Source organism: Lentilactobacillus parakefiri (assembly GCF_002157585.1).
GTDB lineage: Bacteria > Bacillota > Bacilli > Lactobacillales > Lactobacillaceae > Lentilactobacillus > Lentilactobacillus parakefiri.
Window position 1 is genome coordinate 52,431 of sequence record NZ_BDGB01000070.1, and the last position, 21,923, is coordinate 74,353.

At 44.1% G+C, this 21,923-nt stretch carries 18 protein-coding genes, 1 rRNA gene and 1 pseudogene; 18 read left to right on the forward strand and 2 right to left on the reverse strand.

Annotated elements, in window-relative coordinates:
* Positions 1–22 precede the first annotated feature (22 nt).
* The 5 genes from cshA (at position 23) to LPKJCM_RS07655 (ending at position 3,953) form a co-directional block, all read left to right on the forward strand.
* The gene (gene cshA / locus LPKJCM_RS07635) at positions 23–1,537 is read left to right on the forward strand and encodes a degradosome RNA helicase CshA (protein WP_087069591.1); all 1,515 of its coding nucleotides are present in this window, start codon (positions 23–25) and stop codon (positions 1,535–1,537) included.
* A 192-nt stretch (positions 1,538–1,729) separates the two neighbouring features.
* The gene (gene acpS / locus LPKJCM_RS07640) at positions 1,730–2,089 is read left to right on the forward strand and encodes a holo-ACP synthase (RefSeq protein ID WP_057963396.1); all 360 of its coding nucleotides are present in this window, start codon (positions 1,730–1,732) and stop codon (positions 2,087–2,089) included.
* A gap of 3 nt (positions 2,090–2,092) precedes the next feature.
* Positions 2,093–3,217, forward strand: a complete 1,125-nt coding sequence (gene alr, locus LPKJCM_RS07645; RefSeq protein ID WP_057963408.1) for an alanine racemase — start codon at positions 2,093–2,095, stop codon at positions 3,215–3,217.
* A gap of 65 nt (positions 3,218–3,282) precedes the next feature.
* A complete protein-coding gene (locus LPKJCM_RS07650; protein WP_057963397.1) occupies positions 3,283–3,567 on the forward strand; it encodes a hypothetical protein in 285 nt (94 codons plus the stop codon).
* An 11-nt stretch (positions 3,568–3,578) separates the two neighbouring features.
* Complete coding sequence (locus tag LPKJCM_RS07655) at positions 3,579–3,953, forward strand: type II toxin-antitoxin system PemK/MazF family toxin (RefSeq protein ID WP_041805701.1); 375 nt, start codon at positions 3,579–3,581, stop codon at positions 3,951–3,953.
* A 116-nt stretch (positions 3,954–4,069) separates the two neighbouring features.
* Here the strand turns inward: LPKJCM_RS07655 and cbpA are convergent, their stop codons facing one another.
* Both cbpA and LPKJCM_RS07665 read right to left on the reverse strand, forming a co-directional pair.
* A complete protein-coding gene (gene cbpA / locus LPKJCM_RS07660; RefSeq protein WP_020281983.1) occupies positions 4,070–4,714 on the reverse strand; it encodes a cyclic di-AMP binding protein CbpA in 645 nt (214 codons plus the stop codon).
* A gap of 304 nt (positions 4,715–5,018) precedes the next feature.
* Positions 5,019–5,975, reverse strand: coding sequence for an L-lactate dehydrogenase (locus tag LPKJCM_RS07665; protein ID WP_057963398.1), 957 nt, complete (start codon positions 5,973–5,975; stop codon positions 5,019–5,021).
* A 215-nt stretch (positions 5,976–6,190) separates the two neighbouring features.
* Here LPKJCM_RS07665 and pth point away from each other — a divergent pair, with 215 nt between their 5' ends.
* The 13 genes and pseudogenes from pth to LPKJCM_RS07730 form a co-directional block, all read left to right on the forward strand.
* Complete coding sequence (gene pth, locus LPKJCM_RS07670) at positions 6,191–6,751, forward strand: aminoacyl-tRNA hydrolase (RefSeq protein WP_057963399.1); 561 nt, start codon at positions 6,191–6,193, stop codon at positions 6,749–6,751.
* Positions 6,752–6,766: 15 nt separating this feature from the next.
* Positions 6,767–10,303, forward strand: a complete 3,537-nt coding sequence (gene mfd, locus LPKJCM_RS07675) for a transcription-repair coupling factor (RefSeq protein ID WP_225364159.1) — start codon at positions 6,767–6,769, stop codon at positions 10,301–10,303.
* Entirely contained in the window at positions 10,293–11,891 is a 1,599-nt protein-coding gene (locus LPKJCM_RS07680) for a polysaccharide biosynthesis protein (protein WP_057963400.1), read from the forward strand. Before mfd ends, LPKJCM_RS07680 begins: the two co-directional genes overlap by 11 nt.
* A complete protein-coding gene (locus LPKJCM_RS07685) occupies positions 11,878–12,150 on the forward strand; it encodes an RNA-binding S4 domain-containing protein (RefSeq protein ID WP_057963401.1) in 273 nt (90 codons plus the stop codon). Before LPKJCM_RS07680 ends, LPKJCM_RS07685 begins: the two co-directional genes overlap by 14 nt.
* Before the next feature lie 104 nt (positions 12,151–12,254).
* Positions 12,255–12,665, forward strand: coding sequence for an FtsB family cell division protein (locus LPKJCM_RS07690; protein ID WP_057963402.1), 411 nt, complete (start codon positions 12,255–12,257; stop codon positions 12,663–12,665).
* 133 nt (positions 12,666–12,798) lie between these two features.
* Positions 12,799–13,305, forward strand: coding sequence for a S1 domain-containing RNA-binding protein (locus tag LPKJCM_RS07695; protein WP_057963403.1), 507 nt, complete (start codon positions 12,799–12,801; stop codon positions 13,303–13,305).
* A gap of 99 nt (positions 13,306–13,404) precedes the next feature.
* Positions 13,405–14,787, forward strand: coding sequence for a tRNA lysidine(34) synthetase TilS (gene tilS, locus LPKJCM_RS07700; protein ID WP_057963404.1), 1,383 nt, complete (start codon positions 13,405–13,407; stop codon positions 14,785–14,787).
* A gap of 25 nt (positions 14,788–14,812) precedes the next feature.
* Entirely contained in the window at positions 14,813–15,355 is a 543-nt protein-coding gene (gene hpt, locus LPKJCM_RS07705) for a hypoxanthine phosphoribosyltransferase (RefSeq protein ID WP_057963410.1), read from the forward strand.
* 73 nt (positions 15,356–15,428) lie between these two features.
* Positions 15,429–17,558, forward strand: coding sequence for an ATP-dependent zinc metalloprotease FtsH (gene ftsH / locus LPKJCM_RS07710; RefSeq protein ID WP_087069592.1), 2,130 nt, complete (start codon positions 15,429–15,431; stop codon positions 17,556–17,558).
* A gap of 75 nt (positions 17,559–17,633) precedes the next feature.
* Complete coding sequence (gene hslO / locus LPKJCM_RS07715) at positions 17,634–18,530, forward strand: Hsp33 family molecular chaperone HslO (protein ID WP_057963405.1); 897 nt, start codon at positions 17,634–17,636, stop codon at positions 18,528–18,530.
* An 81-nt stretch (positions 18,531–18,611) separates the two neighbouring features.
* Positions 18,612–19,619: pseudogene (gene dusB, locus LPKJCM_RS07720) on the forward strand (tRNA dihydrouridine synthase DusB).
* Positions 19,620–19,705: 86 nt separating this feature from the next.
* On the forward strand, positions 19,706–21,193 hold the full coding sequence (lysS, locus tag LPKJCM_RS07725) for a lysine--tRNA ligase (protein WP_174659023.1): 1,488 nt from the start codon (positions 19,706–19,708) through the stop codon (positions 21,191–21,193).
* A gap of 468 nt (positions 21,194–21,661) precedes the next feature.
* A 16S ribosomal RNA gene (locus LPKJCM_RS07730) occupies positions 21,662–21,923 on the forward strand; the annotation flags it as partial.

Consider the following 21,923-nt stretch of genomic DNA (forward strand, 5'->3'; position numbering starts at 1 on the left):
TCAAATTTAGGAGGAAACATATTTGAAGTTTAGTGAATTAGGATTATCAGACCACTTATTAACTGCGATTAATAACAGTGGGTTTGAAGAAGCTACGCCAATCCAAGCCGAAACCATCCCAATGGTTCTTAAAGGTGAGGATGTTATCGGTCAAGCTCAAACTGGAACTGGAAAAACTGCCGCATTTGGCTTACCAATCTTACAGAAGATTGATTTTAACAATCCAAATGTTCAAGCCCTGATTATTTCACCAACCCGGGAGCTGGCAATCCAGACACAAGAAGAAATCTATCGATTAGGAAAAGATGAAAAAGCCAAGGTTCAAGTTGTTTATGGTGGTGCAGATATTCGCCGTCAAATCAACGCTTTAAAGGGTCACCCACAGATTGTGGTTGGAACACCTGGCCGAATCCTTGATCATATTAGACGCCATACTTTGAAGTTAGAGCACATTAAGACCTTAGTGTTGGATGAAGCTGATGAGATGTTGAACATGGGATTTTTGGACGATATCGAGGATATCATCAAACAAACCCCAACCGAACGTCAAACATTGCTTTTCTCAGCCACCATGCCCGCTCAAATCAAGCGAGTTGGGGTTCAGTTCATGCGTGACCCTCATCAAGTAACGATTAAGGCCAAGGAATTAACCACTGACTTAATTGATCAGTATTATGTTCGGGTAAAAGAATACGAAAAATTTGACACGATGACCCGTTTCTTTGACGTTCAGGATCCAGAAGTGACGATTGTCTTCTGTCGGACTAAGCGTCGGGTTGACGAAGTTTCTAAAGGACTGGAGGCTCGTGGTTACAAGGTTGCCGGGCTTCACGGTGATTTGACTCAGGCTCGTCGAACTCAAATTATGCAGGAATTTAAAGCCGCTAAGATTGATATTTTGGTTGCTACTGATGTTGCTGCTCGTGGAATTGACATTTCAGGTGTCACCCACGTTTATAACTATGACATTCCTCAAGATCCTGATGGCTATGTCCATCGTGTTGGTCGTACCGGCCGTGCCGGTAAGCATGGGGTTTCAATTACCTTTGCGACACCTAACGAAATGGATTATCTTCGAGAAATTGAAAAGCTGACCAAGGTGCGCATGCTGCCTTTGAAGCCACCGACAATCCAAGAAGCCTTCGTTGGCCAATTGAATTCTGCTGAATCAGATATTGCCGACTTAATCAAGAAGACTAATACTGATAAGTATGAAAAGATGGCCGATAAGCTGCTTGACGAGTATGAAGCGACCGATTTGGTTGCTGCTCTCCTTAACGACGTTACCCGCGACAACGTGAAGGTTAAGATTACCCCTGAGCGGCCATTGCCACGTCATGGCCATGGTGGTCATCGTAATGATCGTCGTGGTGGCGGTCATGGTGGACACTACAAGGGCTCAAAGAGTCATCGAAATGGCGACCGGAATAATGGCGGACGGAATCGTGGTCATTATGAAGGTAGCAATGACCGTAAGCATTCTGACAGACGGTCATCGAATAACAAAAAACGACGTTTTACGATTAAGAATAGCTAATTAACGTCTTCAAAGAGGTGATTATTCAGCGATGAATGGTCACATTTTTGTTGTATCAGGGTGGTCAAAGTTCGTGTCGGCTGATTAGGTCAATGACCATTTGATTGATGATAAGTCTTTCGAATCTTCCCCAAGTCGACCGATTTTATGTTAAACTTATTCTATCTTTTTGGTTTGCGAGGGATCTAAAAAATGATTGCAGGAATTGGAATTGACGTTACCGATATTAAAAGAATTGTTGCGGCGGTCGAACGTAACCCACATTTTACAGAGCGGGTACTAGTCGCGGATGAAATTAACCAGCTGGCTGAATTGTCTGATAAGCGCCGGTATGAATATATTTCGGGCCGCTTTTCTGCCAAGGAAGCCTATTCAAAAGCGTTCGGATCAGGGCTTGGGTCAAGGGTTCAGTTTAAAGATCTTTGTATTGTCAATAACGAAGCCGGCAAGCCGTTTTTTTCAAAACAACCATTTGATGGGAACGCTTTTGTCTCGATTTCTCACACTGACGATGTTGTGGTTACCCAAGTTATTTTAGAGAATCGGGGTTAGATGATGACGACAGGAAATTTACGAAATGCTCAAGTGACCGTTGATTTGGCTGCGATTTATTCAAATGTTCATCACGCCAAACAGCGATTGGATGAGGGAGTGGACTTATTCCAAGTGGTTAAAGCTGACGGTTATGGGCACGGAGCGGTTCAAGTCGCTGAAGTTGCCCAAAAGGCTGGGGCGACTGGCTTCTGTGTTGCTATCTTAGACGAAGCCCTCCAGCTTCGTCGGGCGGGGATTACGTTACCAGTGTTGGTATTAGGCATTACTGATCCTGAATATGCGCCATTGGCAGCTTCAGAGAATATTTCCCTCACTGTCGGGTCAGTCGATTGGCTTAATCAAGCTGTCAAGTTACTTGAAGCCAGCTCTTTTCAAGGCCGGTTAAACATTCATTTGGCGTTGGATACTGGCATGGGCAGGATCGGCTTTCAAACTGCCGATGAGCTTAAAGTGGCGGTTAGTGTTCTTAAGGCACATTCTGATCGTTTGTTTTTCGAAGGCATTTTTACGCACTTTGCCACAGCTGATAGTCCTGATGATGCCTATTTCAAAATGCAGTACCAGAATTTCCAAGATTTCATGGCCGTACTTGAAAAACGCCCGAAATACGTTCATGTGGCGAATTCCGCTACCAGCTTGTGGCACAAAGTTTGCGGCGGTAATATGATTCGCTTTGGGATTGCTGCTTATGGCTTGAATCCATCCGGTAGAGATATTACTCAGCTTCCATACCAGCTGATGCCCGCCCTGTCGTTGACCACTGAAATTGATTTTTCAAAATTAGTTAAAAAGGGCCACTCAATTGGCTATGGTGCCACCTACACGACTGATAGTGATCAATGGATTGGGACCGTTCCAGTCGGTTATGCGGACGGCATTCCGCTAGCAATGCAGGGCTTCTTCGTTTTGGTTGATGGAAAGAAGTGTCCGATTGTCGGGCGGGTGTGCATGGACCAATTTATGATTCGGCTGCCACACAATTATCCTTACGGCACGACGGTCACCATCATTGGCAAATCTGGCGATGCCGAGATCACGGCAGATGACGTTGCCGATTATCTGCATACGATCAGTTATGAAGTCATTTGTGGGTTAAGTCCGCGACTACGACGAAAATATGTATGATTTTTCTGTAATTTCATGGTATATTAGACAGTACAGTAATCTGGAACATATAGGGGAAAATACCAATGGAAAAAGCAACTAATTCAAAGCATTTTTCAGTTATGATCAACGATCAAATTGCGAACCGTTTGGAGCAGTTTAGTGCAACGGTTGGAATATCCGAAAGTGCAGCGGTTGAGATTGCAATCAACTACTTTTTTGATGATCCCAAAGTCATTGATGGCCTAATGCGGGGGTATCGGGAAATGGGTAGTTTAAACCGTGAGATCAGTAAGGACTTTTCCTGCTGTGAAGAAGACGCTGATATCCATTTAACTCAGTATCGTCAAAGATTACGGAATTTACAGTAATGTAAGTTACGATGATGGGAGGTATGAGGGTGACTGACGTTATTTTTAAACGTGGAGACATTTTTTATGCTGATCTATCACCAGTTATCGGTTCCGAGCAGGGCGGGATGCGACCGGTTTTGATTGTCCAAAATGACATTGGCAATCATTATAGTCCGACCGTCATTGTTGCCGCAATTACCGCCAGAATTTCTAAGCCGAAGATGCCGACTCATGTGGGGATCTTGGCTGGAAATGGGATAGAGAGAGATTCAGTTATTTTACTCGAGCAGATCAGAACCATTGATAAGCAACGATTGAAGGATAAGGTGACGCATCTCGATCCACCTATTATGAGCAAGGTCGATAAAGCAATTAAGATAAGCTTGGGATTAGCTAAAGGCTAGTGACGGACCGCAATACATAAAACATCACACAACGCTAGATTAAGTAATATGTTTATAAGCGAAAACGGACACCTCATTTGAGATGTCCGTTTCTTTAATATTAATGGGAATTTCGATTAATTTTTTTCTTCTTGTAAATTTTCGACCTCGGGGACTCTAAATTCTTTCCGTTCTAAGGCGGCAATGATTCTGTTCAAGCGATCCTGATCAACTTCGGCAGGGAGTGTGAACATGATGCGGTGGACCAACTCACCTTCCTGAGCGTCCAGGGAAATCACACTGGCGATGCTGGTGTACTTGGTGATGATTTTAGCGATTTCCTCAAGGTCCCCACGTTCGCCACTTGCAACAACGGTTAACACATAGCTGCCGATATTAACGTTCCAAGACTGTGACAACATGTCCAATAGGCGGGTATGGGTTAGGATGCCATAGAAGTTATTCCGTTCATCCAAAACGGCAATGTAGGGTAGATCTTTAATTGAGAAGAACACCTGAAAGAAGGCAGAATTCACGTTGATGAACTTAGTGGCATTCTTTAAAAGGGTCGTAACGGGAAGTGACATGTCGCCACCCCGTGATTTATGACGGTAAATGTGCATCTTGTAGATATTGCCACGGAAAATTTTGCCGGTTTCATCCAGAATTGGGACACAACGATAACCAGAATCCTCGAGCGTCTGTAAAGCCTCTTCCAAGGTAGCGTCCTCTTTAACAGTAACCAGTCGTTCCTTTGGCTTTACTAATGTTTTTAATAGCATGTTTAATTCCTCCAACTTAACCTGTATATAATCATCATAACATAGCCAAATTTAGAAAAGAACATTAAAGCTTGAATTATTCTCATTAACCTTTAAATTAATTAGAATAATTATTTAAAATTCGATTGCGAACTATCCGGCTACTAGAAACAGTCACTAGCGAGTAACAGGGAATCGCTTGGTCATTGATGCCATCAAAAAAGACGGACAATCAGTGTAAACGCAACTGATTGCTCGCCTCATTTGATTGTTTAGACCAGATGATGACATGCATTATCCTTTAGTTAGTATTAAGTCTAAAAGATTAAAGCTCGGCCATGCCATCGGCAGTTGTCTTTTGCAGTGTCTCAGCAGATGCCTTCATAGCGGCAGCTTCATCTGCATTAAGCGGTACTTCAACAACTTTTGAAATCCCTGAACCATTGACAACAGCAGGCGAACCGATATAAACGTCGTGAAGACCATACTCACCATCCATTGGGGCACCAACTGACAGTACGGCATTTTCATCGCGCAGGATAGCTCGAGAAATCCGCATTAAACAAGTGGCAACACCATAGAATGTGGCACCTTTTCGGTTGATGATCTCGTAAGCCTTATGACGAACCTGATCCTCGATTTCCTTTAAGTCATCCATCGATAAACCAGCTTCTTTAGCAACATCCAAGAATGGGCGGCCGCCAATTTGAGCTACAGAATATGCTGCAAACTCGGAATCGCCGTGTTCACCCAAAATGTAAGCACTGATTGATTGTGGACTGAGTTGCAGTTTCTTGCCCAAAGCAACCTGAAGTCTGGAAGTATCCAGAGAAGTTCCGCTACCGAAGACACGGTTCTTTGGAAAACCAGAGAACTTTTGAGCGGCATAAGTTAAAATGTCAACCGGGTTAGCGGCAACCACTATAATTCCTTTAAATCCAGATCCGACAAGTGGATCAATGATTGATTTCATGATCTTGAGGTTCTTGTTAACCAGATCCAGGCGGGTCTCACCGGGTTTTTGAGGTGCACCTGCAGTAATAACCGCCAAGTCGGCGTCCTTACAATCTGCATAATCACCTGAAAAGACGTGTTTTGGGGAAGTGAAAGCTTGTGCATCTTCAAGGTCGAGCGCGTCTCCCTCAGTTCGTTCCTTAATTACATCTACGATCACAAACTCTTCAGCGAGGCCTTGTTGCATCATTGCGTAAGCATAAGATGAACCCACGGCACCGTCACCGATTAAAGCTACTTTTTGGCGTTGTAAAGTCAAAAAAATCATCTCCAAATCATTAATATATAATTCCTAGAACAGGCCAATTATAGCATGATTTTGAAGGCGTCTCAACTGATAAACATCTTTTATTTTTCCGGGTTTTTGACGGCTTAAAAGCTTGCCTGATATGATATAATCTTCATGTTAATTAATTTTTCGGCAGCTGAACAGTCTTTGTTCAGCATTTTGTGTTGGAAGAAACGTGAGGAAGAATTTAGATAATGAAAATGATCGTTGGATTAGGAAATATCGGCCCCCAATATGATGGGACCAGACATAATACCGGCTTTATGGTGGTTGAAGCATTTGCCAAAAGCCATGACATTTCAATTAGAACACGTAAAATGAACGCCAAGTATGGGACTGGGTTCGTGAACGGCACCAAGGTCATGGTGGTTGAACCGACAACCTTTATGAACGATTCTGGCCTAGCAGTTCGGCCCCTAATGGACTACTTTGACGTTTCAATTGAAGATTTGTTAATCGTTCACGATGATATGGATCTGCCGGTTGGCAAGATTCGCATCAAGGATAAGGGGTCTGCTGGCGGTCATAATGGCATTAAGAGCATTATTGCCAGCGTTGGCACTCAGAGCTTTGACCGGATTCGCGTTGGCATTGATCATCCGGATCATGGCAATACGGTGGTTAATTATGTTTTAGGCAGATTTGGCAAGGACCAGGCCCCAATGTTTAAGCAGGCTGTCGACCATGCTGTCAATGCCTTGGACGATTGGATTGACGGAATGTCGATTCCAGATTTGGAAAACCAGTACAACTAACGAAAGGACATTATTTTGAAGTTAGATCAATTACTGACAACAATTCCTCAGTATCAAGCCCTGGTCTCAACCCTGAAGCCGGGCACGCGTCAACTGGTTACCGGCGTCGGTGGTTCCGCACGGACGTTACTGATCGACAATTTAATCCATTCGACCGACAAGCCAACTGTTGTGGTCGTTGACTCGTTATTTCATGCTGACCAGTTGGTGAATGATTTAGCTAATCTGCTTGATGACGATCAACTGTTTGAATTTCCGGTTGAAGAGATGGGGGCAGCTGAACTGGCGACTAGTTCACCTGAATATAAGGCTCAACGAGTATTAGCTTTGGACAAACTTGCCAGTGGAGATCCAGCGGTCATTGTCACTTCTGTTTCCGGGATCAGGAGACTGGTACCCGATAAGCAACAATTTGAAGCTGCTAAACTCACCTTGAAAATGGCTGGGACTTATGATCTGGAACAACTGAAACTCCAGCTGCACCAAATGGGGTACGTCTTTCAAAAAATGGTTGCTGCCCCCGGAGATTTTTCGATTCGGGGATCAATTCTCGATATTTTTCCATTAAATCACCAAAACCCCGTTAGAATTGACTTTTTCGATACAGACGTTGACTCAATGCGGACCTTTGACGTGTCCAATCAGCGAAGCATCAAAAACATCGAGTCAATTACCGTGCTGCCGGCGACTGATTTGTTGATGACCGATGAGCAGCGAAAAGCCGTTTCCGAACAGCTTTCCAAGCGATTAATTGCCGAACAGAGTCAGCTCGATGAGAAAGCGGCCAAAAAGCTTCAGGGAAATTTGGAACCGCAAATCATGGATCTACAAAATGGGCTGAGCGATCCACGTTGGCTGTTATTTGCAGATATGATTTACCAAAAACAGTTTTCACTTTTGGATTATCTGGCTGACGAGGGGGTCGTTATTTTTGACGATTATTCTCGAATCACGGAAACTGCCAGACAACTCCAAAGTGATGACGACGAGTGGTTGAATGACAAGATCAAGCACTACGAGGTTTTGAAGTCGACCACTTACACTAATGATTTCAAGAAAGCTTTTAGTGCCAACCAGCATGCCACTTTGATTTTTTCACTGTTTCAAAAGGGGATGGGTCGAATGCGGCTGGACGCAATTGTGGATATCACTGTGCGGCCAATGCAGCAGTTCTTTTCCCAAATGCCAATGCTTCGGACCGAGATTTTGCGTTGGCAGAAGATGAAGCAGACGGTGATCATTATGGTTCAAGATGAGAAGCGACTGGCAAAGGTTGCGTCGACGCTTAATGATTTTGAGATTACGGCCACTCAGTCCGACAAAGATCATCTGCTCAAACAGGTTGTCCAACTCATTTCAAGCAACTTGGACAATGGCTTTGAAATGCCTCTGGCTAATTGCGTCGTGATCCCTGAAAAGGAAATGTTTGGGACGGTCACTAAAAAAAGACCCCGCCAGACGACTTTTAACAACGCTGAACGAATCAAGAGCTATACGGATTTGAAGCCCGGGGACTACGTAGTCCACGTCAACCACGGAATTGGTCGCTATGAAGGCATGAAGACCATGGAAGTCGACGGTAAGCACCAGGACTATTTGACGATTTCGTACAAAGACAACGCCAAGTTATTCATTCCTGTCACCCAGTTAAACTTAATTCAAAAGTATGTGTCCTCAGAAGGCAAACACCCGCGGATTAACAAACTTGGCGGGAGTGAATGGGCAAAGACAAAGGCTAAGGTTGCTTCCAAAATTGAGGATATTGCCGATGAATTGATTGATTTGTATGCGAAAAGAAGTGCTGAAAAGGGCTATGCATACCCACAGGACGATTCCCTTCAGGCCGAATTTGAGGCAGCCTTTCCATATAGTGAAACGCCGGATCAATTGCGCAGTGCGACTGAAATTAAGCGCGACATGGAAACCCAGCATTCAATGGATCGCTTACTGGTCGGCGACGTTGGCTATGGCAAGACTGAAGTTGCGCTAAGAGCGGCTTTCAAAGCAATTGAAGTCGGTAAACAAGTGGCATTTTTGGTGCCGACCACCATTTTGGCCCAACAGCATTACGAAACGATGCTGGACCGGTTTCGGGAGTATCCGATTACTGTCAGAGTCCTTTCCAGATTTCAGACTGCCAAGCAGGTTAGAGAAACGCTGCAAGGATTGAAAGCCGGCAAGGTTGACGTGGTTGTCGGGACCCATCGATTACTCTCAAAAGACGTTAAGTTTAATAACTTGGGCTTGTTAATTATTGATGAAGAGCAGCGATTTGGAGTGAAACATAAGGAACGGATTAAAGAAATGCGTTCGGATGTGGATGTCTTGACACTGACCGCGACCCCAATCCCACGAACACTTAACATGTCAATGATGGGGGTTCGTGACCTGTCAGTGATTGAGACGCCGCCATCCAACCGTTACCCCATCCAGACTTATGTGATTGAGCAAAATGCCGGTACCATTCGAGAGGCAATTGAACGGGAAATGTCACGAGGCGGGCAGGTCTTTTACCTGCACAACCGGGTTTCCGATATTGAAAAGACGGTTGAACAAATTAGTGCCCTGGTGCCACAAGCTCGGGTTGGTTACATTCACGGCCAAATGTCTGAAAATCAGATGGAAGATATTTTGTATGAGTTCATTAACGGTGAATACGATGTTCTGGTCACCACCACGATTATTGAAACCGGCGTGGATATTCCAAACGTCAATACCTTGTTTGTTGAGAATGCTGATCGAATGGGTCTCTCTCAGCTTTATCAATTAAGGGGACGGATTGGCCGCAGCAGCCGGGTTGCCTATGCTTACTTTATGTACAAACCAAATAAGGTGCTGACAGAAATCGGTGAAAAACGGCTTGAAGCAATTCGTGATTTTACGGAGTTGGGGTCCGGCTTCAAAATTGCCATGCGCGATTTATCGATCCGTGGCGCCGGCAACTTACTTGGTAAGCAGCAGCATGGGTTTGTCGATTCGGTTGGGTATGATCTGTACACTCAAATGCTGTCGGATGCCGTTGCCAAGAAACGAGGCAAGAATTTCGAGTATCGTACGGACGCGACAATTGAACTGGATTTGGAAGCCTATCTGCCGAGTGATTATATTCAAGATAATCAGCAGAAAATTGAGCTTTACAAACGGATTCGTCAGATCGAAAACGAGGATCAGCTTCACGAAGTTGAGGATGATTTGATCGATCGATTTGGGGAGTACGACGAGCCGGTCGCAAACTTGTTAAAAATTTCTCAGCTAAAAATGTTCGCTGATTATGCTTTGGTCGACAAAATTCATCAAGATCAGCCAAAAATCACCATCACTTTTTCTTCACGCGCGGGAGCAGAGTTTGCCAGCAAGGAATTGTTGGAGGCGATTGCGCAAACCAAGTTTCGGGCAACCATCAATACCGAAAATGACCGATATCAAATTCAGTTAACCGTGCAACCCAATATGACCAAATGGTTGGATGGGTTGATTGCATTAGTCAAACAGCTCTCACAAACTCGGCATCACCATGGTGCTGCCGGTAAGGTAAAGTCCGATGAAAAATAGTTCAAGAAGACAACTCGTTCTTAAAGGGACCCTGCTGCTGACGGTTGCGTCGTTTGTCGCCAAGCTGTTGAGCGCAGTGTATCGAATTCCGTTTCAAAACATGGTTGGCAACATTGGTTTTTATGTCTATCAACAAATCTATCCGATTTATGGGATTGGGATGACCTTTGCCTTAACGGGTTTGCCGGTTTTTATCTCTAAATTAGTGGTGGACACGTTGGATCCAAGAGACCAGGTTGGTTTGGCCATTAGAATTCAAAATATCTTAGTAGTGATCTGTCTGTTGACTTTTTGCATATTACAATTTGCTTCCGGATTCATCGCTGGGAAAATGGATGATCAAAGACTCACACCTGTGGTTCAATCGGTCAGCTGGATGTTCTTATTCCTCCCGTTCCTGTCAACTTGGCGAGGATATTTCCAAGGCAAAATGGAAATGCGGCCGACGGCTTATTCTCAAGTTATTGAGCAGGTGGTTCGGGTATCCAGTATTCTCATAGTTGGTTATTGGGCTTTTAAATCAGCTGCCAATCCCTATCGAATGGGGCAGCTCGCCATGCTGTCGGCACCGATTGCTGGTTTGATTGCCTTGTTATTCATTCTGGTTTGGATGAGAACGACATCATTGCCGACAAAGTGGCAAAAGCGGCGACCGACCATTGGAATGCGGCAACTAATCAAGCGGATTGTCCTTGAAGGCGGCACCCTGTGCTTGGTTTCAGCGGTCATGTTGTTGCTTCAGCTGGCAGACTCTTTTTCCGTCGTTTCCGGCCTGCGATCGTTTGGCTACTCACTCATTGCCGCGCAAAACATCAAGGGAATTTACGATCGTTCTCAAACGCTCGTTCAGCTGGGACAAGTTCTGAGTATCGCCTCGGCAACGGCGATTTTGCCCGGCCTGGTACTTGCTAATAAGCATCGTCAAGACGTCACTTTTCAACACGTGGCCGCCACTAATCTGCGAACGAATTTGGCAGTGGCACTTGCTATGAGCACTGGGCTTACGGCCTTAATGCCCCAGATTAATCGGCTGTTATTTGCCTCGTCTGAACTGAACTTAACGATCAGTCTGTACTGTGTCAGTATTGTTTTAACCAGTGTTTTGATGACCTACAACGTTATTTTACAGAGTAAGGATCATTATCTGAGAACGATGATCGCCATTCTTTCTGGCTTTCTAATCAAGATTCTCGTCAATCAATTGTTTGTGGAAAACCTCGGGATCATTGGCGCGAGTCTCGCAACTTTGTTAAGCTTAACGGTGATGGTCGTCTTAATGAACCTGCTTAGCCGAAAAGAACTGGCCAAGTTGATATCTTTTAAGCAGCTTGGGAAATTAGCGGTTGTTTTGATGGCCATGCTTGTCGCAGTTAAGGCAACTGTGGTGGGGATAAGCTGGATTGAACCAGCCGTCAACTCACGGATTTTGGCTCTAATGGTTGTCGGGGTGGCCATACCGGTCGGCGTATTTGTGTTTTTCTTCGGCTGCAGTGTCTTGAGGGTCTTTACAGTCCGAGAATGGTTGGCCATTCCATTTGTCAGTAAGTTCTTAAAAATAAAAGGAGTCACAACTCATGAGAATCGATAAGTTTTTAAAAGTATCCAGAATTATTAAGCGCCGTTCCGTTGCCAAAGAGATTGCCGATAAAGGTAGAATTCTGATCAACGGACGGGCTGCGAAGTCTTCCACTGAAGTCAAGCCCAACGATGAGGTTGTTATCAAATTTGGTAACAAGACTTTGACCATTTTGGTTAAGGAATTGCTGGACACGACTAAGAAGGATGATGCTGAACGAATGTATGAAATCACATCGGAGGATTATGAACACGACTTTCGAAACGAATAAATAAATATTCATAAAAATTCCGAAAACATCTTGAATCGCCTAGACAAATGCACACAGATTGGTATAATTTACCTAGAACGTGCGAATGAATCGGGGGATTTAGCATGATGCAGCAAAGTGGGAAAGTACGAAAACTCGACAACGATTTTACCCGTCGGCGAGAGATTGAATTGAATAATTCAAGGGTCACCGCTGTTTTGTCTAACCGGCGAAAAAAGCGGGCCTTGGTTATTAGTGCCATTTTCCTGTTCTTTGCGTCCATCTTTATTGTCCAGATTGTCCGCGCCAAAGTGAATTACGCTGACGTTCACGTTCGAATCGCACGTGAGCAAAAGTCTTTAAAGCAGCAAAAAGCGGATCAAAAGCAACTAAAGACACAAGTTGCCCAGTTGAATGACAAGAATTATGTCGAACAAATTATCCGCGATCGTTATTATTATACAAAACCTGGCGAAACCGTTTATAGTTTCCCTAATAAGGCACCAAAAGATGTTAATAATTATGATGTCAAATAAGATGTGTTAATGAGGTTGAGGCAAAAAGCGATTGCGCTTTTGTCTCTGCCTTTTATTTTGATAATCGCTAGTCGAGACAAAATAAAATATGATATACTGGTAACACTATTACATGGGAGGAACATTTTTTTAGATGGCAATTGAAGTTGGAGAAAAAGTTAACGGTAAAGTTTCCGGAATTACGAATTTTGGTGCATTTATTGATTTAGGTGATCATCGAACCGGTTTGGTTCATATCAGCGAAGTTTCTGACGGATTTGTTAAGGATATACACGATGTTTTGAAGGTTGGCGATGATGTGACGGTGAAGGTCCTTAAGATTGAGGGCAACAACAAGATTAGCCTTTCAATCCGCAAAGCTTCCGATACCCACGAACATGAATCTTCTGACAATGAAAGCCATTCTCACAGAAATTTCCACGAGAACAACCACGAAAATCATGAGAATCATGGTAACCATCAGACTCACGGCTACCATTCACGTGGTGGTAGTTCTACTCACAACAACCATTCTAATAATCATGAAGAAAGCTTTGATGACATGATGTCCGGCTTTTTGAAAGAGAGTGAAGACCGCTTGTCCACACTGCGTAAGAACACTGAAGGCAAACGTGGTGGTCGTGGTGGCCGTCGTAGCTAATCGATTAGAATTTGACAATTAATAAGTTTGCGGTCGGGGCAATTATTTGCTGCCGGCCATATTTGTTTTATAGCTGAAAGTCATTAATGGAGGCCCCCGGTGGATTTACAGAGACAATTTAATTTCATTGTTAAGCAAAAAGGCTGGTGGAAACCCGGACAACCAGTGGTTGTGGCGGTTTCCACCGGAGTGGATTCGATGACGTTATTGCATCTGCTGGCGCACTTGCCCCCGGCTGTGCGGCCTACGATTGTCGTGGCTTACGTTGATCATCAGCTCCGGGATCAAAGTGTTGATGAAACTCACTATATTACGAGTTATTGCAGTGAACACGGCCTGATGCTCAAACAAGCCATCTGGCCGAAAGACGATCACCCTGAGACGGGAATTGAAGCAGCCGCTCGGACTTTTAGGTATCGGTTTTTTGAGAATGTTTTAAGGGAAACCGGTAGTGACTGCCTGTTAACTGCTCATCATGGGGATGATTTAGTTGAAACGGTCATCATGAAGCTGGTCCGTGGCGGCCAATTAGCTTCGTTGACCGGTATCCGAGAAACGCGGCCGTTTTCAAGCGCGAAGATAATTAGACCACTTTTGCCGTTTGGCAAGCAGCAGTTAAGATCGTACGCGCAAGTGAAGGGAATCAAGTGGTTTGAGGACGAGACAAATCGGCAGCTGTCCGTTGAACGCAATCGGATTCGGCAAGGTGTTATGCCGCTTCTCAAAGCGGAAAACCCGCAGTTATTGCCCCACGTCCTGAGTTATACCAATCAGTTGGTAGACAGTCTCGAGGCGGTCCATTTCCTGATCAAACCACTTGTCCACTCTGCGATTGATTTTACAGATGGCCTGCGGACCAAAATTGATCTTGATCAACTCAAGGGAGTTCCGCACAGCGTCGTTAAGTGTTTGCTTCAAGAAGTGCTTGAACGCCAGCTTCATATTCCCAACGTTTCAACTGATCAGCTTAGTGCAGTATTGGATCTAATTGAACAGAACCGCAAATCACAGGGCGAACTTGACCTTGAAGCTGGTTGGCAGGTCAGACGGGTATATCAATCACTCATAATTTGTAAGGAACCACAAAATTTCGTTGGCAAACCTGAAAAAGATCGGATTTTTATGGTAATATTAGACAGATGGTATTCTCTGGATCCATTCACCCAATTTGGTGTTTTTACAACCCGGAAACCTGCTGCTCACGGTCAATCAACAACCTTTTACTTGCGGGATACAGATTTACCAATGCAGGTTCGCCGGATAAAAGCGGGGGATCGGTTATCGATTGGCCATGGGCAACATCAAAAAGTCAACCGTGTGCTGATCAATGCAAAAGTTCCCAATGACCAACGGAAAATGACTTCGGTGTTGGTGGATGCCAGAGGAACCGTATTATCGGTGTTAGGTCTAAAAAACGCTGTTGTTTCTTCGGATTACAAGGACACGAAGCCTTATTTTTTGATTGAAGCCCAACGAAAATAATGATTGGAAAGAAAAGGAATTTGTAATGAATAACGACATCTTAAAGGTACTTTACAGCCAGGAAGAAATTCAGGCAGTCGTCAATAGGTTGGGAAGAGAAATTGCTCAGACTTATGCAGGTAAGACACCGGTTGTAGTGGGTGTTTTAAAAGGTGCCATCTTCTTCATGACTGACATCGCTCGAGCAGTTGATTCATATATGCAAATCGATTTTATCGACGTCTCCAGTTATCATGGTGCGACCGAATCTTCTGGGACGGTGGAATTGCTGCAGGATATCAACACAGATATTGAAGGGCGTGATGTCTTAATTGTCGAAGACATTGTCGATACCGGCCGGACGCTGAAGTTTTTACTAGACACGTTCGCCAATCGTGGTGCCCAGTCAATTAAGGTTTGCACTTTGCTGGACAAACCAGCTGGAAGAGCCGTCGATGCCGAGTCAGATTTTGTTGGATTCAAGGTTCCAAACGAATTTGTCGTCGGTTATGGTTTGGATTATGATGAAAAGTATCGTAACCTGCCATACATTGGTGTCTTAAAGCCAGAAATTTATACAAACAATTAATGGTCAAAAAAGGTCAAGTGTGTTAGTATTTTGACTATCAACATGAAAATATTTAGTTTTGAGGAGGACGTTGATGAACTCGAATAGAAATGGGCTTTTTAAAAATAGTCTGTTTTACATTGTCATATTTCTACTGATAATGGGGGTTATCTATTTCTTTAACGGAAATATCAACCAGACCACATCACAAGAAATTCAATCAAGTCAGTTTGTTAAGAACTTGAAGGATGACAAAGTAAAAAGCTTTTCCGTACAGCCGAGTGGCGGTGTTTATAAGGTAAGTGGAACTTATAGACAGGGTCAGAAGGTACAGGTGCAATCTGGACTCATTGGTGGTAATCAGACACAGTCTAAGAACGTCACCAAATTTACCACAACTGTCCTCGAGAATAACTCCTCAATTGCTGAAATCACCAAGGCAGCTCAATCTAACAATGTTAAGATGAATGCCAAGCCTGAAGAATCAAGCGGTTTTTGGGTAAATCTTTTAGTTTATGTGTTACCGCTGTTATTGTTTGTTTGGTTCTTCTATATGATGATGGGCCGTGCTGGCGGTCAGGGCGGTGGAAATGGCAAAGTGATGAGCTTTGGCAAATCTAAAGCCAAACCAGCCGACAGTAAGCAAAATAAGGTTCGCTTCTCAGATGTTGCCGGTGAAGAAGAAGAAAAACAAGAGCTTGTTGAAGTTGTTGAGTTCTTGAAAGATCCAAGGAAATTTACAACGTTGGGTGCCACCATCCCACATGGTGTTTTACTTGAGGGACCTCCTGGTACTGGTAAAACTTTGCTTGCCAAAGCGGTTGCCGGTGAAGCCGGGGTACCATTCTACTCAATTTCTGGTTCTGATTTCGTTGAAATGTTCGTAGGTGTTGGTGCCAGCCGTGTTCGTGACTTGTTTGATCAAGCCAAGAAGGCCGCTCCTGCCATCATCTTCATTGATGAAATTGATGCCGTCGGCCGTCGTCGTGGTGCCGGCATGGGTGGGGGTCATGATGAACGTGAACAGACCCTTAACCAGTTGTTGGTTGAAATGGATGGTTTCAGTGGTAACGAAGGTGTCATTGTCATTGCTGCCACCAACCGTGCCGATGTATTGGACCCTGCCTTGACGCGTCCAGGTCGTTTTGACCGGAAGATTTTGGTCGGTCGTCCAGACATCAATGGTCGTGAAGCGATTCTGAAGGTTCACTCAAAGAACAAGCCATTGGCAAATGACGTTGATTTGCATGAGATTGCCAAGCAAACGCCAGGGTTCGTTGGTGCTGATTTGGCCAACCTGCTGAATGAAGCGGCATTGCTGGCTGCCCGTCGCAACAAGACCCAGATTGATGCCAGTGATTTGGACGAAGCAGAAGATCGGGTCATTGCCGGTCCTGCCAAACGGAATCGGGTCATTTCAAAAGAGGAACGGGAAACCGTCGCTTATCACGAAGCCGGCCATACAGTGGTTGGATTGGTATTGAATGATGCTCGAGTCGTCCACAAGGTTACCATTGTTCCTCGTGGTCGTGCAGGCGGTTACGCCATTATGTTACCGCGTGAAGACCAGCAGTTGATGTCTAAGAAGGATGCCATGGAACAAATCGCTGGACTGATGGGTGGCCGTGCTGCCGAAGAAATCGTCTTTGACTCACAGTCATCTGGTGCTTCTAACGATTTTGAGCAGGCAACCAACATTGCCCGAGCAATGGTTACCCAATATGGCATGAGCAAACGGCTTGGTCCGGTGCAACTTGAAAATCCCGCCCAGGATACTTATGGGCCACGATATTCTCAAGAAACCGGTGCCGCAGTTGATGAAGAGGTTCGTCGTTTAACTAACGAAGCTCATGATACTGCTAAAAAGATTATTGAAGCGCATCGTGACAAGCATAAGCTGATCGCTGAAGCCTTGTTGAAGTATGAAACCCTTGATGAAAAGCAGATCCTTTCACTTTGGCACACAGGTAAAATGCCTGAAAGTTCCGATACCAGTGCATTTCCAAGTGAACGTGCGGCCACCTTTGAGGAAGCCAAACGTGAACTGGAACGTAAGGAAGCTGAACGTCAAGCTGAATTGGAAAAGGGTCATGGTGACGGGAGTCAATCCCAGGACACTGATCAAAACAATTCGGATGATCAAGTCACAGATGGTTCTGAAAAGCCGGATGACGTTTCTAACAACGATCAACCAAAAGATAACCATCATGATGATAACAATTAGTTGAATATTTCAAAAATGAGTTTAGGGTAGAATTATCTCTAAACTCGTTTTTATTTTTAGAAGGGGTGCAATATATTGGATGATTATTTAGTTAAAGCAACAACGACAGATGGTATGTTTCGTGCCTATGCTGTGAACGCCAAACAACTCGTAACAACTGCTCAACAAGATCACGATACCTGGAGCGCATCATCCGCAGCTTTGGGACGGACGTTAATTGGAACGGTGATGCTCGCAGAGTCCGTTGAGAAGAACGGTGAGGCCGTTACCGTTAAAATCAATGGTCAAGGGCCGGTCGGACAGATTGTTGCTGACAGCGATTCAAATGGTCATGTCAAAGGATATATTCAAAATCCCCACGTGCACTTACCGCTCAATGCACATCATAAGATTGACGTTGGTAAGGCAGTTGGGGTTAACGGACTTATTGAAGTGAGTCGAGCTGCAGAAGGCGAGGATCCATACACTGGAAGCGTACCGCTAGCTTCGGGTGAAATTGGCGATGATTTTACTTACTACTTGGCGCAGTCCGAACAAATTCCATCGGCAGTTGGGGTTTCTGTTTTTGTCAACGACGATAATTCGATTGGTGCAGCGGGCGGCTATCTTGTCCAAGTTTTACCCGATGCGACTGATGATGCGATTAATCAAGTGATTGAGCGCATCAAACAGATGCCGATGATTTCCGAGCTTTTATTGGATAATCAAACACCCGAAGACATTTTGGAACTTATTTTTGGGAAGGGTAAACTACACTTTTTGGAAACGGTACCTGTGGAATTTTTCTGCAACTGTTCTAAGAACCGATTTGGTAGGGACCTTGAAGGGCTTCCGGTTCAGCAATTAGAAACCATGCTGAAAGAAGATAAGGGAATTGATGTGACCTGCAATTTCTGTGAAAGCAAGTATCATTTCAATGAAGAAGCCTTGTCTAAGATTATCAAAGTTGCTCAGGCCGAGGGTCATCATTAAAGTAGTCTGTCACTTTTCACAAATATGTGATAATATAGCAGACGGAATTTCACAATTAGAAACGAATTTTGAGGTGAAAGCATGAAATGGAATATTGGTAATGTCACAATTCCCAATCAGGTGGTTGTTGCACCAATGGCTGGGGTGACAAACTCTGCTTTTAGAATTATCTGTAAAGAGTAAGGCGCGGGCCTAGTTGTTTGTGAAATGATTTCTGACCGCGGCATTATGTACAAAAACAAGAAAACGCTGGATATGATGTTTGTTGATCCACGTGAGCACCCAATGAGTATTCAAATCTTTGGGGGTACCAAAGAAACTTTGGTCCAGGCTGCCAAATTTGTTGATCAAAATACGGCCGCCGACATCATTGATATCAACATGGGCTGCCCGGTAAATAAGGTCGTTAAAACTGATGCGGGGGCTCGTTGGCTGCTTGACCCAAATAAGGTTTACGAGATGGTTTCTTATGTGACCGATGCGGTTAAAAAGCCGGTTACTGTTAAGATGAGAACTGGCTGGGATGAGAATCATATTTTTGCGGTTGAGAATGCTCTGGCTGCTGAAAGAGCCGGTGCTTCTGCTTTAGCGATGCATGGTCGAACAAGAAAGCAAATGTACGAGGGTCATGCTGATTGGGGAATCCTGAAACAGGTTGCCGATGAGATTCATATTCCATTTATGGGAAATGGCGATGTCCGCACTCCTCAAGATGCCAAAAAGATGCTTACCGAAGTCGGTACTGATGCCGTGATGATGGGGCGTGCAGTTGAAGGTAATCCTTGGATCTTGAAGCAAACCCAACATTATTTGGAAACTGGTGAATTGTTGGCGGAACCAACTCCGGAAGAAAAAGTGGTGACCGCAAAGGAACATTTACACCGGTTGGTAGAACTAAAGGGCGATTATGTCGGATCCCATGAATTTCGTGGGCAAGCAGGTTATTACCTAAAGGGGATTCCCCATTCTGCCCGAACAAAGGTTGCATTGACCAATGCATCTGGTGAGGCCTCAATGGACGATATTTTCGACGAATTCCTCGAAAAAAATGAACAGCGAAAAGCACGTCAGCACCGGATTGCACAATAATTTCGGCGCTCTTTGTGTTATGATTATTAATAGTATTAATAGTAAATTTTCATTTAGGAGGTTTCACAGTGGCCAAAGACAAAGAAATGAATGACCAAATGATTGTTCGTCGCCAAAAGATGGACGAATTACGCAAGGAAGGAATCGATCCGTTCGGACACCGATTCGTGCGTACATATCTTGCTGAACAACTTCATCGTGATTTTGACGATGAAGATAAAGATGAATTAATGGAAAAGGACAAAAAGGTGACCATTGCCGGTAGAATGATTGCCAAACGAGGCAAGGGTAAGGTCGGCTTTGCTGATTTAAAGGATCGGACTGGCAAAATCCAGATTTATGTTCGTAAGGATATTGTTGGTGAAGATGTTTATCATATTTTTAAGCGATCAGACATTGGTGATCACCTGGGTATTTCCGGTCAAATCATCAAAACGGATATGGGTGAATTGACCGTTCGTGCTGAGTCAGTGACCTTCTTATCAAAAGCATTGCGACCACTGCCAGATAAATTTCATGGTTTGAAGGATAAGGAACAGCGCTATCGTCAGCGTTATCTTGACCTAATTTCAAATCAGGATAGTTTTGATCGGTTTGTTAAGCGGACCAAGATTATCTCTGCGGTTCGTAAGTACCTGGATTCTAATGACTATCAGGAAGTTGAAACGCCAGTTCTGCACAACTCTGCAGGTGGTGCAAATGCCCGGCCATTTATTACTCACCATAACGCCTTGAACATTGACTTGTATTTGAGAATTGCGCTTGAACTCCATTTGAAGCGATTAATTGTGGGCGGCTTGGAACGCGTTTATGAGATTGGTCGAGTCTTTAGAAACGAGGGAATGGATACGCGACATAACCCTGAATTTACGATGCTGGAATCCTACGTGGCCTATTATGATTTCCACGATGTGATGGACGAAACTGAAGGAATCTTCAAGGCCGCAGCCGCAGCCGTTACCGATGACAACATTGTCACTTATCAGGGGCATACTGTTGATTTAAACAAACCGTTTAAACGCCAGCATATGGTCGATGCAATTAAAGCCTATACTGGAATTGATTTCTGGAAGCCAATGTCCGATGATGATGCAAAGAAATTAGCTGATGAACACCACATTCATTATGAGCCATGGTGGAAGACTGGCCACATTATTAATGCGTTTTTCGAAGAACTGGTTCAGCCGAAGTTGGAGCAGCCAACGTTTATTTATGGTCATCCTGTTGAGATTTCACCATTGGCAAAGAAAAACCATGATGACCCTAGGTTTACGGACCGATTCGAGTTGTACATTTTGACGAACGAATTTGCCAACGCATTTTCTGAGTTAAATGATCCAATTGATCAGCGTCAACGATTTGAAGCACAGGTTGCCGAACGTAAAGCCGGCAATGAGGAGGCTGAAGGTATTGACGAGGATTACATTGAAGCGCTCGAGTATGGCATGCCGCCAACGGGTGGACTTGGAATTGGAATCGATCGACTGGTCATGCTTCTAACTGATGCACCATCCATTCGTGATGTCATTTTGTTCCCAACAATGCGTGCTGAAGATAATACAAATAATGAATAATATCTTAAGCAATCCAAGCCGGGTTGCTTTTTATTTTGCGGACAATTAAATATGCAGAGGCTGTTAACTGGATTACCAATGCTTGTTACTGACCCTTCCGTGTTTATGTAGACCAGTTTGAATCGCCCTCATCAATTAACTTTACATTTTCCCTTGACGAATCGCAGATAATCAGATATATTTATAGATGCTGATTTGTAAGGGACGCACGACAAAACGTGTTAATCAAAAAAGTTTTTGTTGACTCTCATCAATCAGCGTGGTATATTTAAGTAGTTGTCGCGAGAGATGTTCATCGCTTAAGACAACTAAGTAGACCTTTGAAAACTGAACAAAATTTTCGACAAACAAATGTGCAGGGCGTTTCAATTTTTCGAAATTGAAACCAAACATTTGCGAAGTCAATTCGTAAAACAAATAATAAATTTTAAATCATGAGCTATCACAGGCTTATCATTTTAAACATTTTAAGATGAGAGTTTGATCCTGGCTCAGGACGAACGCTGGCGGCGTGCCTAATACATGCAAGTCGAACGCGTCTTGGCCAATGATTTCAGGTGCTTGCACTTGAAAGATTTGACATTGAGACGAGTGGCGAACTGGTGAGTAACACGTGGGTAACCTGCCCTTGAAGTAGGGGATAACACTTGGAAACAGGTGCTAATACCGTATAACAACCAAAACCACCTGGTTTTGGTTTAAAAGACGGCTTCGGCTGTCACTTTAGGAT